The following is a 14,695-nucleotide window of genomic DNA, read 5'->3' on the forward strand; positions in this document are numbered from 1 at the left end:
CGTGGCCTGCAACGCGTCTTCTACACCTCCGCGCTCATCAGCATCCGCAGCTGCGACGACTCGCGCCGCTTCTACGAACGCAAACGCGCCGAGGGTAAGCGGCATACCCAGGCTGTGCTCGCGCTGGCCCGTCGACGCGTCAACGTCCTGTGGGCTCTCATTCGTGACGGACAGTGCTACCAAGGCAACCTCCCTGTCACTGCAGCAGCTTGACAACATCATTAGGAGGTCAGATGGGACTCATGAGCCCATCGGATCACCTGCGGTGACGCCCGTTCCGTGCTGAAAATTGGGGTGGTTGCTGCCTGTTGAGGCCGTTTCCTCTGTGATCTGCGAGGTCGTTCATGAGCCGGGCACAGGGAGCCAGCCAACGGGCGCCTTCAGTGTGGCTTCGAGCACGCGGATGAGACTTCTCCATCAGCCCTGTGGCTCCCACAGGCAGCAGCCGTCCGGGACGAGGGAGGCGGAGATGCTCACAGAGGCACAGGACACCGAGGAGATCATCGAACGGGTGGCGGCTCTGGACATTGGGAAGACCGAGGCGGTGTGCTGCACTCGCGTGCCCCGGGAGGGATCGCCGGGGCGGCGCATGCAGGAGGTGGGCACCTGGCCGACCGTGACCCGGTCGCTGCTGGAGCTGTCGGACCACCTGCGCTGTCTGAGAGTGACCAGAGTGGTCATGGAGGCCACCTCGGACTACTGGCGGCCCGCCTTCTACGTCCTGGAGGCCGCCGGGTTCGACGTGTGGCTGGTCAACGCGCGCGACGTCAAGCACCTGCCGGGCCGGCCCAAGACCGACAAGCTCGACGCGATCTGGCTGGCCAAGATTGCCGAACGGCAGATGATCCGCCCGAGCTTCGTACCGCCACGTGAGATCCGCACTCTGCGGGACCTGACCCGCTACCGCACCGACCTGGTGACCGCCCGCACCAGCGAGAAGCAGCGCGTGGAGAAGCTGCTGGAGGACGCCCAGATCAAGGTCAGTTCGGTGGCCAGCGACATCTTCGGCCCCTCCGGCCGCGACATGCTGGCCGCGCTTATCGCCGGCGAGCGCGACCCCAAGGTCCTGGCCCAGTACGCCCGCCGCCGCCTGCGCGCCAAACTTGCCGCGCTGGAAGAGGCGTTCACCGGTCACTTCACCGACCACCACGCCTTCCTGCTGTCGAAGATGCTCGGCCGCATCGACGCCATCGATGCCGACATCGCCGCTCTGGACGCCAGGATCGGCGCCGAGGTCGCCCCGTATGCCGAGGCGATCACGCGGCTAAGTGGGATCCCCGGCATCAACCCGGTCGCGGCCCGTGTGATCATCGCGGAGATCGGGCTCGACATGTCCCGCTTCCCCACCGCCGCCCACCTCGCTTCCTGGGCGAAGTTCGCCCCCGGCGTCAAGGAGTCCGCCGGGAAGAAGAAAGGCAAGGGCAGCACCGGGCACGGCAACTCCTACCTGGCCCGGGTCCTGGGCAACTGCGCCAGTGCAGCCGGCAGGACCGACACCTTCCTGGGCGAACGCTACCGGCGCATCGCTCGCCGCCGCGGCAAGAAGAAGGCCCTGGTCGCGGTCGGCCGCTCGCTCCTGGTGGTGATCTGGCATCTGCTGTCCGACCCGGACACCAAATTCCGTGACCTCGGCGCCGACTTCTACGACACCCGCATCGACCCCGAACGCAGGAAGCACAACCACCTCCGCCAGCTCGAAGCCCTCGGATACAGGGTCACCCTCGAACCCGCCGCATAGCATCGGCACACCTGGCCCGTCGACACCCCCGCCCACGGGCTGCTCAGGCACGCCTCCAGGGAGATCAATTTTCGGATGAAGAGGAACATCGACCATGGCCGCCCCCAGAAAGTACTCGCTGGAGTTGCGTGAGCGTGCGGTGCGGATGTATCGGACCTCCGACCCGAAGCCGCAGATCAAGAAGCTGGCTGTCGACCTCGGCGTGCATCCCGAGGCACTGCGCGGCTGGATCCGGCAGGCCGAGGCCGATGCCGGCGAGCGCGACGACCGGCTCACCACGGACGAGCGGGCCGAGCTGGTGGCGCTGCGCAAGGAGAACGCCCAGCTCAAGCGGGCGAACGACGTGCTGCGGACGGCGTCTGCGTTTTTCGCGGCGCAACTCGACCCGACCCGGCCCAGGTGACGGCGCTCGTCGACGAGTATCCCCGCCTGGGAGTCGAGTGCGTCCTGCGGGAACTGCACATCCCCTCCTCCACCTACTACCGCTGGCGCCGCACGGAGAAGGAGCCGTGCGAACGGCGGCGCCGCGACGTCGAGCTGACCGAGCGGATCAAGGAGATCCACGCGGAATCCGGCGGCAATTACGGTTCGCCGCGCGTGCACGCCGTCCTCAGACGCGAGGGCACACGCGTGGGCCGCAAGCGGGTCGAGCGGCTGATGCGCGAGGCCGACATCGCGGGCGTCAGCCCGCGGCGGAAGAGCTTCACGCGCCGCGACCCGAAAGCCGCACTCGCCCCGGACCTGGTCAACGGGGACTTCACCGCACCGGCGCCGAACCGGCTGTGGATACGGCACAGCCGAGGAAATACCGGGCCTGCTGAAGTCGTCGCGCTCCCCGCACGCAGCATCGGCCGCGAGTCCCTCGAGCGGGGCTTCGACGATGACGGCACCGAGATCGACTACTACCCGCCGGCTGGCTGCGCGCAAGCAGCGGCGTTCCTTCGCGCACGGGGCGTTGGAGTTCGCCGAAATCGCCCGCGCCTGCGACCCGAATGTGCGCCTGGCCGCGATTCCCGGCCTGGGGCTGTTCCTCGACGACGCCGGCCAGGCCGCCGCCCTGCTGCGCTGACCTGGTTCCTGATGACCTCTGGGAGCGCATAGCTCCGTTTCTTCCCACAAGGCCGGCTCGACGCCATCGGACCCCGGTGACAGCGGCCAACGGAAAATCCCCGCGTACGGCCTGATTGAAAGGTGACTGTGCGTGTCCGCCTGCAGGGATCCCATACGTGGCGGGTAGGGGGACCGCTCTCAGCGCAGTTGGCGCCGCCTCGGAAGTGTGCGGTCATTGTTCAGGGACTTTGCGCTGGATATGGAACTGGAAACGCACACCTTCCGGTTCTCGGGGTGTCGTCACCGCGTGAATAGGGTGCGTGACAGCGCACCCGGTTACGGCCTTGGGAGGCGGGAGCGTTTCCACCGCGTACACATGGACCGTGTGACCTTGACGGACGAGACGACAGATTTCCACGTTGTAGCCGGTTGTGGGCCGGGGGCCGGTGGCAACGAACAGCACCCAGTTGGCGGACCAGTCGACCTCGGGCGGGTCGGGTGGCGGCTGTCTACTGGCAGTCGCACGGCTCCACAGGTCCACCCAGACAGATCGGCTCCGGACGACGAGCACGGTGGGCTCCACCACCGCCGACCAGACGTCAGCGACCAAGTACGCGAAGGGAATCTCGTGTTCGTCCTCGTCCCCAGCAAGAGCGTGATCCCCCACGCTTCCGCCCTCCCCGTCCCGGCCATGCTCGTGCATCGGCCTCTGCCGCTGGCAGGCCCGGGAAAACCATCGCCGCACTGTCATGATGCTCCGGCCTCGTAGAGGTAGGCCATAGCCAGTGTGCAGCCCGTGAGCAGGCATTCTGGGGCATTCGGTTCATCGTTTCAATGCAGCGCCCATCCGGGTAAAGCCCACGTCGGACGCGGGTCAACGTGCCAAGCACCCGCCGGGACATGCGGATCCAGGTCCGAAGAGGGAGCCTGTCCGATCCATTGCCCCTGACGGGCCGCACTCGTATATTGCCAACAGTCTCCGTGATTGAATCGTTTCAATTCTACCCGGCAGCGCTGCTGCGGTCTGAATGGGGGCCCTATGTACAGTCGTTGGCGCTGGAAGTCACCGCGCTGGAGCACGGTAGTGGCCCTGGCCGCGGTGGTGGCCCTTGGGGCGTCGCCGGGCGGTCCGGGAGTCGCGGCCGCCTCATCCGGCGGCATCTCGGTGGGACAACTGACCGTGGACGGCACGGCAAGTCCGCTCGGGACCGATAGCACCCGGCCCAGCCTCGGTTGGCAGTTGCACTCCCCGGCCCGCGGTGACCGGCAGACCGCGTACCGCATCCTGGTGGCGAGCAGCCCGAAGCGCCTGAACGCCAAGGAGGCGGACGTCTGGGACAGCGGCCGGGTGCGTAGCGCCGACTCGGTCGGAGTACCGTACGTCGGGGCGGAGTTGACCTCGTCACGTGCTTACTACTGGACCGTGCAGGTGTGGGACGCGCAAGGTCGGCCCTCCCGGTGGAGCCCGGCCGCGCACTGGGAGACCGGTCTTCTGAACCCGGCGGACTGGCAGGGCGCGCAGTGGATCAGCCCGGACACCGACAGCAGCGACTCCTGGTCGGACTTCACCCTCGACGCGGATTTCACCATCAAGTCGGGCGCCGCGAGCATCTTGTTCCGGGTGAAGGACGCGCAGGACTGCTACATGTGGCAGATCAACGCCGCGCAGGCAGCCGGCAAGGTGCTGCTGCGGCCGCACGTCCAGTCGGGCGGCCGGTTCACCAACCTCGATGAGATTGATCTCAGTCCAGTCGTCACCACCGCGAATGCCAACGCCCCACACCACCTCACCCTCAGGGCCGAAGGCAGCCGGATCACCACCTCGATCGACGGTACCCAGGTCGACACCCGCACCGACACGACCCTCACCGCGGGCACCTTGGGCTTTCGCAGCTCAGCGACCAACGGCGTCTCCGAGGATGCTTTGTACGACAACATCACGGTTCGCGCCCTGGACGGCGCTGCGCTCTTCTCCGACGACTTCAGCACCTCCCCCGACCCTTTCTTCCCCGACACCTCGGTCACCGACGGTCAGCTCGAACCGCGGGGCGACCCCACTCTGCTCGACGCCGAGCCCAACGCGCCGATGATGCGCCGCTCCTTCTCCCTTGACGGCAAGAGGGTCGCCTCAGCCCGCGCCTACGTCTTCGGCCTGGGCTTCTACGAGTTGCACCTCAACGGAGCCAAGGTCGGCGACCAGGTGCTCGCCCCCGCCGCCACCCCGTACGACCGTCGTGACCTCTACACGACGTACGACGTCACCAGCGACCTCAAGAGCGGTGCGAACACCGTCGGGCTGTGGCTCGGGAACGGCTACGACGAGCGATTCAACCCCTACGGCTTCCGCTGGACCGGCCCGCACCAGGCAGTCATGCTGCTCTACGTCACCTACACCGACGGCCACCGGCAAACCATCACCACCGACGACAACTGGAGGTGGTCGGGCGGCCCGATCACCGGCAACGGCATCTACGCCGGCGAATCCTACGACGCCCGGCTGGAGAAGCCCGGTTGGGACAAGCCCGGCTTCGACTCGACCGCCTGGCAGCCGGTGCGGACCGTGCAGGCCCCCTCCCAGTCCCTGACGGCTGCCACACTGCCGCCGATCCGGGTCACCAGCACCCTCGCACCGGTGAAGCTCACTCATCCGAAGCCGGGCGTCTACGTCTACGACTTCGGCCAGAACATCGCCGGCTGGGAGCGCCTGCACGTCAAGGGCGTGGCAGGCACTACCGTACGGATGCGGACCGCCGAGGAGGTCGGCACCGACGGCATGCTCGACACCACCACCAACCGGTCTGCCGCGGCCACCGACAGCTTCACCCTGGGCGGCAGCCACAGCACGGAGACATACGAACCCCGCTTCACCTACCACGGGTTCCGCTACGTCGAGGTCACCGGCTACCCGGGCACCCCAACGTCAAAAAGCCTCGACGCCCGGGTGGCGCACGCCGATGTGACATCCACCGGCACGTTCTCCTCCTCCGACCCGCTGCTCGACCAGATCTGGCAGAACAACCGGTGGAGCATTCTGAACAACTCGATGAGCATCCCCACCGACAACCCCGTCCGCGACGAACGGACCCCGCCCGCCATGGACGTGCAGGCGTACCACGACGCGTCCATTCGCGAGTTCGGCACAGACGGCTTCTACGCCAACTACCTCCAGGACATGCCACCCGGCACCCCGCTCCCCAACGACGGGGGGAACGCCCAGCAGCCCGACATGGGCGGCGACCCGATCACCCTCGCCTGGGCCCTGTACGAGCAGTACGGCGACCGTGCCACCCTCGCCGGTGCATACCCGGGGATGAAGACGTTCCTCGACACCAACGCCACTAACATACCTGGGCACATCTGGCCGCCCAACAGGGGGTTCGGCGACTGGTGCCCACCCGACCGCAGCTCCCATGCCAACGGCGGCCTCGGCGGCCCGGACGCGGGCAACTGCACCAGCGAGGTCTCGCTGGTAAACACCGCGCTGTCGTATCTCCAGGCGGTGGACGTCTCCAAGGCCGCACGGGAACTGGGCCACAGCGACGATGCGGCGCACTACACCCAGCTCGCCAACGCCATCAAAGACGCGTTCAACGCCGAGTTCCTCAACGCTGCAGGTGACACCTACGGCGACGGCCGCCAGACGACGAGCGTGCTCCCGCTCGCCTTCGACATGGTCCCCGCGCGCAACATCAGCAAAGTCGGTGCCCAACTCGTGAACGCCATCCTCACCAAGGACGGCGGTCACCTCGACACCGGGATCTTCGGCACCCGGTACCTGATGGACGCGCTCGCCGGCATCGGCCGGATCGACGTGGCGATGAAGTTACTGGACCAGCGGAGCTACCCGGGCTTCGGCTACGAGATCACGAAGGGAGCGACGAGTTCCTGGGAGCAGTGGACGTACGCCTCGAACATGGAGACCCACGACCACGCCATGTTCGCAGGCATCAACGCCTCCTTCTACACGCAGCTGGGCGGCATCCAGCCGACCGGCCCCGGCTACCGCACCATTACCATCGCCCCGCAGATCCCGCCGGGCCTGCACCACGCGGCCGCGTCCATCGCAACCGTGCGCGGCAAGGTCGCCACCTCCTGGACGAACACCGGCGGTGGGCTGACCCTCGACGTCACCGTCCCGATCGGCAGCACCGCGACCGTCCATGTCCCCCACCTCGGACAAGCCCACGTCGGTGTCCGCGCCACCTCCGGTGCGCAGCCGCAGCACAGCGACGGCGACGAGTCCCTCTACACCGTCGGCTCCGGCCACTGGGAGTTCACAGTCACCGCCCACCACTGACGCACCCGCCACCACCCATGCCCGACGTTCACCCCCCTCCGGGGGTGCCGTGTTCACCGGCTGATCGGAGCGCTGATCGGGTCTCAGTACCGGACGGCAAAACGTGTCATCGTAGAGGCGGAAACCGGCTGCCCGTTTGCGGCCGGTTTCCGTCAGCCAGGATGGCTGCCGCGGCGGCCAGCTGCGGCTTGGTACGGAAGCCAACAGGGCGCGAGCCCGGACGTCGAAACGGGTCGGCCGTTGGCCCGTCGTGCCAGCGGACGGATGATCAGGTGCTGGTCGTAGGGATGTTGCCGAGTTGGTCCTCCTCGTCGAACGACGTGTCGTGGTCGATCGCCGCGAAGACGTCCCAGAACGTCCTGTCTCTGACACGAGCGCGCTCGTGTCATCCCAGCGGGACACCTGGTCCACCACGGTGAGCGCTGCGGTGGAGCACCGGGGCGCGTAGCGCACGTCGAGCGTCTCGGCACGAGCCCGCTCGACCAGTTCGCCCAGCAGGCGGGAGTCGCCGGGATCACGCGAGAGCAGTCGCTCCAGACCGCTCTGGGCGCTGACGAGGTCGTTGAAGACAACCGGCCGGACATCACCTTGGCTGCGTGCGACGAAATAGGCCAGGAGGCAGGCAACCAGCTCGGGGTTGGCGGAGCCGACCGCAGCGTGCGCACCGCCCAGACTTCCCACGCGCCGCGGCCCGCGCCGGCCGGGAGCAACGGCAGCCCTCTCCGAGCCGGCCGTGGACGTCGGTCAACAGCTCACGGGCCTCGACGAGACCACCGCCTCAGCGGACCGCGCCGCAGGGCGGTGCCGTCCGCCGTTACGGCTGGGCGTGCGGATACGTCGTGCCGTGTGACTGGTCGTGGTGTCGCGGTGGACGGAGCCGTTGGGCCATCATTGTCGGCCCTCGCTCGCGTTGGTCGGCCCATCTGTCACCGGGACTAAAGGTGTCTGCCGGTCAACAGCCCCGGGCATCCCGACGGGCCGTGCCGGCCAGGCGCCGGTGCCATCCTGCCGGTCAGGGCAGGATGACCGTCTTGCCGCGGGAGTGGCCGGAGCGGGCGCGGGCCACGGCGGCCGGGGCCTCGGCCAGGGGGATCTCGCTGTCGACGGTGACGCGGAGCTTTCTGGCGGCGGCGAGGTCGGCGAGTGCCTCCAGTTCGGCCCGGCTGGGGTTGTTGGCGAGATTGACGCCGTGGATCTCGCGGGCCGCCAGCCCCTCGACGTCGGCGGCGTGGTTGGTGCTGATCAGTCTGCCGCCGGGCTTGAGCAGGGCCGCGAGGGCCGCTGTGCCGTCGTCGCCCGGCTGGCTGACGAGGTCGAGGACGGCGTCGATGCCCTCGGGGTGGGCGGCGAGTACCTGCTCGGCGACCGGCGCGGCGGTGAAGTCGAGGGTCTCGTGGGCGCCGAGGTCGCGCAGACGTGCGGCGACGTCGGGGGTGGCGGTGGCCAGCACCCGGGCTCCCTGGTGGGCGGCGAACTGGATCGCGGACTGGCCGACGCCTCCGGAGGCGCCGTTGACGAGGACTACCTGTCCGGTGTCGAGGCGGGCGGCCTCGATGGCCTGGTAGGCGGTGGCGCTCGCGGTGGGCAGGGCGGCGACGGTGAACGGCAGGTTGTCCGGTATGCGGGCGATCTTGCCGTCCTCGGAGACCAGGGCGTACTCGGCGTAGGAACCGCGTCCGCGGGCCACGTCCATGAACTGGCCGTAGACGGTGTCGCCCATCCGGAACAGGTTCACCCCGGCTCCCACTCGCTCGACGACGCCGGCGCCGTCGGAGCCCATGACCAGTGGGAAGTCGTGCTCGACCGCGCCCTTGAGGGCTCCGTCGGCGACCTTCCAGTCGAAGGGGTTGAGCGCGGCGGCGCGCAGGCGGACCAGCACCTCGCGCGGTCCCGGTTCCGGAACGGGCAGATCGGTGAGGAGCGGCTCGGCTCCGAAGTCGGTGATGACGACGGCCTTCATGACTGCTCCCAGACGACCGTGAGTTCGTTGCGGCGGCCGAAGCGCTCGAGGTGGCTGCCCACGACGCTCTCGATGGCGGTGAGGGAGGACGCGTCGGGTGCGGTCACCCGGATGAGCAGGTGGTCGTCGGCGGGCTCGAGCAGGACGTCAGTCTGCTGGAAGGTGAGGCGGTGCCCGCCGTCGCGGGTCTCCTCGGTGGGGATCTTGCCGCCGAAGTGGGAGGCGAGTTGCTTGGCGTAGCGCGGGGCGGCGTCGGTGGCAACGCGGCCGAGGGATGTGGGCATGACGGAACTCCGGGGTGAGAGAGGGGTGGGGTCGGGGTCAGCCGGCCAGGGTGGCGAAGGCGGCCGTCTCGGGCAGCCGGATCGTGTGGTGGGTGTGCTCGGCCTTGGCGTGCAGGTAGCGGATGTTGCTGTCGGTGGCGAAGACGCCGGTGGGCTCCACGAAGCGCACCGGGACCCCGAGGTCACGCAACTGGCGTGCCTTGTCGGGGTTGTTGGTGAGCAGGTCCAACTCGGCGAGGCCGAGCGCGGCGAGCATCTGAGCGGCGGCGGTGTAGTCGCGGCCGTCCTCGGGCAGACCGAGGGCGGTGTTGGCCTCGTACGTGTCCAGGCCCGCGTCCTGCAGGGCGTAGGCGTCCAGCTTGTTGTAGAGGCCGATGCCGCGGCCCTCCTGGCGCAGGTAGAGCAGCACTCCGCCGGTGGCCGCGATGCGCTCGACCGCCTCGCGCAGTTGCGGACCGCAGTCGCAGCGCGCCGAGCCGAACACGTCGCCCGTCAGGCACTCGGAGTGCATCCGCACCAACGGCGCCGCGGCAGCCGTGGGGTCGCCCAGGATCAGCGCGACGTGCTCCTTGCCGTCGGCCAGTCCGTGGAAGGTGACCGCCTCGGCGGTGACCTCGTAGCCGTCGGCGAAGCGCAGCGGGATGGTCACCCGGGAGCGCACCGAGGCGTCGGCGAGCAGGGTGTGCGCGGCGGAAGGCGTGGTGTCCATGGCTGCTCCTGGGGAATGATGCGAAGCGAGTGCAAGTTCAAATTTGAAGCGACATCCTGGACCATACCCTGCGTGCTTCAAATTTGAAACAGGTGGCCCGTCGTGGCCTCGGTCACACCGATTCGAATTTGAACTGACGAGATAGCGTAGGTACATGACGGAGCCCGGATTGTTGAACGAGCATGAGGCGCGAGCCTGGTACGCCTTCGTGGGTGCCGCGGTATCGCTGGACCGGCGACTGGACCAGCAGCTCAAGGAGGATTCGGGGATCACCCACCTGCAGTACGTGGTCCTCGCCCGCCTCGATTCCGCCCCGGACCGCGAGATGCGCATGGGCGCGCTCTCCGAGACGCTCCACACCACCAAGAGCGGACTGACGTACCAGATCGCCCAGCTCGAGAAGGCCGGTCTGGTGCGGCGGCGTGGGTGCACCGGTGATCCGCGCGCGGTCTACGCGGTCCTCACCGACGACGGCCGGCGCACGCTGCAGCAGGCGGCCCCGGGGCACATCGCGGCCGTGCGGGAGTTCTTCCTCGAAGCCTTCACCCTGGAACAGCTCACCGTTCTGGCCGACGGCATGAGCGAGGTCGCCCGCCGCACACGGGGCGAGGGAGCCCCCCTGTGACGCGGCAGCCCAGGCGTCTGACCGAGGCGGCCGGAAGCTGGTAGTTCAAATCTGAACACTGTGCTACCTTGCGCATGTTCAGATTTGAACCTCCCTCCCCCTGCCTCTCGCCGGAGTGCTCTGTGAACGTTTTCTTGTGGATTGTCCAGTCCCTGCTCGCCGCCGCATTCCTGGCCGTGGGCGCGATGAAGATCTTCACGGACAAGAAGAAGCTCGCCTCCACCTTCGGCTGGGTCGAGCAGTTCTCCGACCCGGCCGTGAAGGCGATCGGCGCCCTGGACGCGCTGGTCGGCCTCGGGCTGATCCTGCCGGGCGCCACCGACATCGCTCCGGCGCTGGTCCCGTGGGCGGCACTCGGCGGGATCGCGCTCGCCGGCGGCGGTTCCGTGGTCCATCTGCGCCGCTCCGAGACCTCGCTGGCCGCCGTGAACCTGATCTACATAGCCCTGCTCGTGCTGGTCGCCTGGGGTCGCTTCGGCCCGTACGCGTTCTGATCCGCGCCACCGACCCCGGGGGCGGGCCCGCGGCCTGTTGCCCCCCGGGGTCACCCTTCGTAAGCGGCACGAGCCAGGCTGCGGCCATGGACAGGGCGGCACTGGCCCCCACGCCGCCGGAACCGATACCGGCGCACCGCACAACCGGCATCGGGGTCGTCCGCGCCGCCGACGGTGCCACCGAGACCGCGACGCGAACGCCTCCGGAGCCGACCGACGTCATCGGCTCCCTGCACTCCAGCGGGCTCGCCGCGCCGCTCGACTCGACCGGCCTGGGCGCGATCATCGCGGCGGGCACGGGCGACGCGGGCATGGACGACGTCGTGCCCCTCGGAAGGGCGGCCTCGGTGGAGTTCCGCGGTGCGACAGCATGGTCAACAGGCAAGCTCGGTGGTTCCGATGACCGATGCAGCTGTGGAGGTGCCCCGACGTTCTCCGTCCCCGTTTCCCGGTTCTGGCCTTGCCCTGGTTCAGGTCCTGTCGGAGGCCGTCCGCTTGCGCAGGCGCGGCCGTCGGCGTGCAGCGGTGATCGGCGTGGGCTGCTCGCCCGGTACGACTCGGTTGCGGATCGAACCGATGCCCTCGACTGTCATTTCCACGATGTCTCCGGGTTCGAGCGGAGGCGGTGTCCGCGTCCCGTGGCGGCCCCACAACTCACCGAGGCAGCCGCCGTTGCCGCAGGTCCCGGAGCCGAGGACGTCACCGGCCTTCACCCAGGTGCCGCAGGACGCGTACGAGATGAGCTCCTCGAACGTCCAGCTCATGTTGCTCAACAGGTCCTGGCCAACCTCGGTGCCATTGACCGACACCCGCATGTCCAGCTGCAGGAACCCCTCGTCTTCGCGGTAGGCGTCCAGCTCGTCGGCGGTCACCAGCCACGGTCCCAGGGTGGTGGCGAAGTCCTTTCCCTTGGCGGGCCCGAGGCCCACCTTCATCTCGCGGCCTTGCAGGTCCCGCGCGGACCAGTCGTTGAGGACGGTGTAGCCGAACACGTGGTCCCGTGCTTGTTCGGGGGTGAGTGAGGCGCCGTCCTTGCCGATGACGGTGGCCACTTCGAGTTCGAAGTCCAGCACGTGTGAGCCCGGCGGGACCGGGACGTCGTCGTGCGCGCCGATCAACGCATAGGGGTTGGTGAAGTAGAAGGCCGGGGCCTCGTACCACTCCGGTACGACCACGCCGCCTTGACCGACCGACTTCACGACACCCTCGACGTGCTCCTCGAATGCCGCGAAGTCCCGCACGGTCGGCGGTTGCAGCGGCGGCAGCAGCCGTACGGAATCGATCGGTGTCGGGGAGGAGGTGTCCAGGGCGGCGGCGCCGGCCTCAAGGGCGGCCGGCAGTCCGGCCCGTACGAGGTCCAGGACCGTCGTCGTGCCGGGGAGGGCGTGCAGCCCGTGCTCGCCGACGACCCCCGCGGAGGAACGGCCGGCGCATTCCCAGGTGGCGAAGCGCATGGTGTGCGTCCTCTCCGGGGTTCTACTTGATGGCGATGGGGTTGACCGGGGCTCCGACGGCACCGGTGACGGGGAGGGGGGCGGCGGTGAGGAAGAAGTCGTGGATGCCGTCGGCAGCGCAGTCGGCCGCGAGGGCGTCGAGATCCCATATCTCCCCGATGAAGAGGCCCATGTGCGGGATGGCCACTTGGTGCAGGGGCTGGAAGGCCCGATCGAATTCGTTGGGCCGGACCTCGAAGCCCCAGGTGTCGGTGGCGATACCGGCGATCTCGCGGGTGTGCAGCCAGTCGGCGGTGGTGAACGAGAGGCCGGGTGCCGGCCCGCCTGCGTAGTCGCCCCAGCCGTCGCGACGCGTCCGCGCCATCTGTCCCGTACGGACCAGCAGCAGATCACCCCTACCTACTCGGGAGGATGCGCCCTGTGCGGCGATCGTGGCTTCGAGATGCTCGGCGGTGATGGCGAAGCCGTCCGGCAGTTCGCCGTCGGTGCCGATCGCCCGGCCGACGTCGAGCAGCACTCCTCGGCCCGCTATCCGGTCGGCCACGGTCTCGATACCCGTGAGCTGATCGCCTTCGCTGGTCACCACCGCGGAGGCGCGTCGTCCGTTGTAGGCCATGCCGTGGTCGAAGATGTGTCCGAGGCCGTCCCACTGCGTCGACGCCTGCAACGGCATGAACACCACGTCGTCGGCACCGCCAATGCCGTGCGGGAACTCCGACGGACCGAACTCGGCGTCCAGGCCCGTGGCGAGCATGGTGTGCACGGGATTGGTCCTGCGGCGCCAGCCTTTCTGCGGACCGTTGGTGTCGAAGCGCTGGGCGAGCGAGAAGGAGACCCCGCGCCGGATCAGGGCTGCGCCCTCCCGCCGTTTGCCCTCGTCGAGGAAGTTGAGGGTGCCCAGTACGTCGTCCTGTCCCCAACGCCCCCAGTTGGAGCAGCGCTTCGCGGCATCGGCGATCGCCCCGGCGGGGTCGGCACGGTCCAGTTCGTCCGGGGTCATGCCGGGTTCCTTCCGATGAAGAACTCGCGGAACGGGTCCATGCTGGGTTCGAGCCCGGCGTCGAGGAGTCCCTTGCGCAGGGCGTTCATCTGGGCGTCGTGGATGCGCTGGGTGGGCTGGCGCAGCGGTCCGCCGTTGTAGCCCTGCAGCCACCCCTGGAACTTCCATGCCTGCCGGTTGATGAAGGCGCCGCCGTGCAGCCCGGGAGCAAGGCCGCCCTTGATCTTGCGTGCCGGATGCAGCTGCCAGTAGATGTCGGTGGCGTCGTCGTACTTGCCCTCGCGCAGCAGCTGCATGACACGCGGGATCATGGGCCCGAAGTATTCGTGGTCGCTCGTGGCGGACAGCTGGATGGGCATGACCTGTGCCAGCGGGATGAGTTCGCCCTCGATGGGCATCGAGATGACGACCTCGTCGCCGAAGAGCCGGTGGCACTCTACAGCGCTCTGAATGGTGGGGAAGCCGCCCTCGGCCTTGATGACCGCGATGTTGGGGCAGTCGTCGATGAGCCGGCGGATGAGCCGCGTCGGGATGTCCGAGGGGTGCACCCGGGGACCGAACCCCCACAGGTACATCGGGAACAGGATGACCGCGAGGTTCGTGGCGTCGCAGACGGCCTTGGTGTAGTCGTAGATTTCCTGTTCCGACTCCGGGTAGAAGTTCGGCGGGTAGGACAGGAGCACCAGGTCGGCACCGGCCTCTTCGGCGCCGCGCACCGCCTCGATGTTCTGCTCCAGGGTGCTCCAGCTGCCGTGGTGGACCACGACGAAGTCGTCGCTCGCCTCATCACGGACGATGCGCAGGAAGTCGAGGTATTCGGGCAGGGTGATGCTGACCTCGGAGACGCCGAGGGTGCCGAGGAATCCGTGCTGCTCGGCGAGCCGGATGTCGTGCCTGATGCCCTGCTCGTTGATGCCGCGAAGGTCGGCGGTGAACGACGGGATCGTGCAGTTGACGGCTCCGACGAGCTTTTCGCGGGCCCAGTCCCGGGCCTCTGTGCGGGTGTATGCGGGCATGGTCGTCCTTGCCTCGGTGCGTGGGTGATCGGGGCGGTGCAGCAGCGCCTGGCGGGTTGGTCCTGACG

13 protein-coding genes and 1 pseudogene are annotated in these 14,695 nt (G+C 68.5%); 7 read left to right on the forward strand and 7 right to left on the reverse strand.

All coding sequences use genetic code 11. From position 1 onward, the window contains the following. From ABZ453_RS36515 to ABZ453_RS36530, 4 genes and pseudogenes are all read left to right on the forward strand, one after another. Positions 1-213: pseudogene (locus tag ABZ453_RS36515) on the forward strand (IS110 family transposase); the annotation flags it as partial. Positions 214-469: 256 nt separating this feature from the next. Beyond that, the gene (locus ABZ453_RS36520) at positions 470-1,738 is read left to right on the forward strand and encodes an IS110 family transposase (protein WP_359021964.1); all 1,269 of its coding nucleotides are present in this window, start codon (positions 470-472) and stop codon (positions 1,736-1,738) included. 94 nt (positions 1,739-1,832) lie between these two features. Beyond that, positions 1,833-2,141: a transposase gene (locus tag ABZ453_RS36525; protein ID WP_033329589.1), complete on the forward strand. Its 309-nt coding sequence runs from the start codon at positions 1,833-1,835 to the stop codon at positions 2,139-2,141. After that, complete coding sequence (locus ABZ453_RS36530; RefSeq protein WP_359021967.1) at positions 2,138-2,839, forward strand: IS3 family transposase; 702 nt, start codon at positions 2,138-2,140, stop codon at positions 2,837-2,839. Before ABZ453_RS36525 ends, ABZ453_RS36530 begins: the two co-directional genes overlap by 4 nt. A gap of 181 nt (positions 2,840-3,020) precedes the next feature. Here ABZ453_RS36530 and ABZ453_RS36535 read toward each other — a convergent pair whose 3' ends face one another. Beyond that, complete coding sequence (locus ABZ453_RS36535) at positions 3,021-3,596, reverse strand: protease complex subunit PrcB family protein (protein WP_359021969.1); 576 nt, start codon at positions 3,594-3,596, stop codon at positions 3,021-3,023. Between the two features lie 231 nt (positions 3,597-3,827). On the opposite strand from ABZ453_RS36535, the gene ABZ453_RS36540 reads away from it, so the two are divergent. After that, entirely contained in the window at positions 3,828-7,085 is a 3,258-nt protein-coding gene (locus ABZ453_RS36540) for a family 78 glycoside hydrolase catalytic domain (protein WP_359021971.1), read from the forward strand. Between the two features lie 1,012 nt (positions 7,086-8,097). Here ABZ453_RS36540 and ABZ453_RS36545 read toward each other — a convergent pair. From ABZ453_RS36545 to ribA, 3 genes are read right to left on the reverse strand one after another with little or no spacing between them, the layout of a single operon-like run. Continuing rightward, positions 8,098-9,045, reverse strand: coding sequence for an NADP-dependent oxidoreductase (locus tag ABZ453_RS36545; protein ID WP_359021973.1), 948 nt, complete (start codon positions 9,043-9,045; stop codon positions 8,098-8,100). Then, the gene (locus tag ABZ453_RS36550) at positions 9,042-9,329 is read right to left on the reverse strand and encodes a DUF2218 domain-containing protein (RefSeq protein WP_356357702.1); all 288 of its coding nucleotides are present in this window, start codon (positions 9,327-9,329) and stop codon (positions 9,042-9,044) included. The genes ABZ453_RS36545 and ABZ453_RS36550 overlap by 4 nt, the downstream gene beginning before the upstream one ends. Positions 9,330-9,366: 37 nt before the next feature. Further along, on the reverse strand, positions 9,367-10,038 hold the full coding sequence (gene ribA / locus ABZ453_RS36555; RefSeq protein ID WP_359021975.1) for a GTP cyclohydrolase II: 672 nt from the start codon (positions 10,036-10,038) through the stop codon (positions 9,367-9,369). A 154-nt stretch (positions 10,039-10,192) separates the two neighbouring features. On the opposite strand from ribA, the gene ABZ453_RS36560 reads away from it, so the two are divergent. Together ABZ453_RS36560 and ABZ453_RS36565 are read left to right on the forward strand one after the other, a co-directional pair. Beyond that, entirely contained in the window at positions 10,193-10,663 is a 471-nt protein-coding gene (locus ABZ453_RS36560; protein WP_359021977.1) for a MarR family transcriptional regulator, read from the forward strand. Between the two features lie 122 nt (positions 10,664-10,785). After that, positions 10,786-11,157, forward strand: coding sequence for a DoxX family protein (locus ABZ453_RS36565; RefSeq protein ID WP_359021979.1), 372 nt, complete (start codon positions 10,786-10,788; stop codon positions 11,155-11,157). 470 nt (positions 11,158-11,627) lie between these two features. Here the strand turns inward: ABZ453_RS36565 and ABZ453_RS36570 are convergent, their stop codons facing one another. From ABZ453_RS36570 to ABZ453_RS36580, 3 genes are read right to left on the reverse strand one after another with little or no spacing between them, the layout of a single operon-like run. Next, positions 11,628-12,611: a fumarylacetoacetate hydrolase family protein gene (locus ABZ453_RS36570; protein WP_359021981.1), complete on the reverse strand. Its 984-nt coding sequence runs from the start codon at positions 12,609-12,611 to the stop codon at positions 11,628-11,630. Positions 12,612-12,633: 22 nt separating this feature from the next. After that, a complete protein-coding gene (locus ABZ453_RS36575; protein ID WP_359021983.1) occupies positions 12,634-13,611 on the reverse strand; it encodes a cyclase family protein in 978 nt (325 codons plus the stop codon). Further along, a complete protein-coding gene (locus ABZ453_RS36580; protein WP_359021985.1) occupies positions 13,608-14,627 on the reverse strand; it encodes a dihydrodipicolinate synthase family protein in 1,020 nt (339 codons plus the stop codon). The genes ABZ453_RS36575 and ABZ453_RS36580 overlap by 4 nt, the downstream gene beginning before the upstream one ends. Between the last annotated feature and the right edge of the window lie 68 nt (positions 14,628-14,695).

This window comes from Streptomyces sp. NPDC005799, assembly GCF_040630525.1.
In the GTDB taxonomy this organism is placed as follows: Bacteria; Actinomycetota; Actinomycetes; order Streptomycetales; family Streptomycetaceae; genus Streptomyces; species Streptomyces griseorubiginosus_B.

Bases quoted from the DNA above. Each gene is read 5' to 3' on its own strand.
- ABZ453_RS36560 (WP_359021977.1), top strand. From the start codon at position 10,193: ATGACGGAGCCCGGATTGTTGAACGAGCATGAGGCGCGAGCCTGGTAC.
- ABZ453_RS36520 (WP_359021964.1), top strand. From the start codon at position 470: ATGCTCACAGAGGCACAGGACACCGAGGAGATCATCGAACGGGTGGCG.
- ABZ453_RS36545 (WP_359021973.1), bottom strand. From the start codon at position 9,045: ATGAAGGCCGTCGTCATCACCGACTTCGGAGCCGAGCCGCTCCTCACC.
- ABZ453_RS36525 (WP_033329589.1), top strand. From the start codon at position 1,833: ATGGCCGCCCCCAGAAAGTACTCGCTGGAGTTGCGTGAGCGTGCGGTG.
- ABZ453_RS36550 (WP_356357702.1), bottom strand. From the start codon at position 9,329: ATGCCCACATCCCTCGGCCGCGTTGCCACCGACGCCGCCCCGCGCTAC.
- ribA (WP_359021975.1), bottom strand. From the start codon at position 10,038: ATGGACACCACGCCTTCCGCCGCGCACACCCTGCTCGCCGACGCCTCG.
- ABZ453_RS36540 (WP_359021971.1), top strand. From the start codon at position 3,828: ATGTACAGTCGTTGGCGCTGGAAGTCACCGCGCTGGAGCACGGTAGTG.
- ABZ453_RS36535 (WP_359021969.1), bottom strand. From the start codon at position 3,596: ATGCCTGCTCACGGGCTGCACACTGGCTATGGCCTACCTCTACGAGGC.
- ABZ453_RS36575 (WP_359021983.1), bottom strand. From the start codon at position 13,611: ATGACCCCGGACGAACTGGACCGTGCCGACCCCGCCGGGGCGATCGCC.
- ABZ453_RS36580 (WP_359021985.1), bottom strand. From the start codon at position 14,627: ATGCCCGCATACACCCGCACAGAGGCCCGGGACTGGGCCCGCGAAAAG.
- ABZ453_RS36570 (WP_359021981.1), bottom strand. From the start codon at position 12,611: ATGCGCTTCGCCACCTGGGAATGCGCCGGCCGTTCCTCCGCGGGGGTC.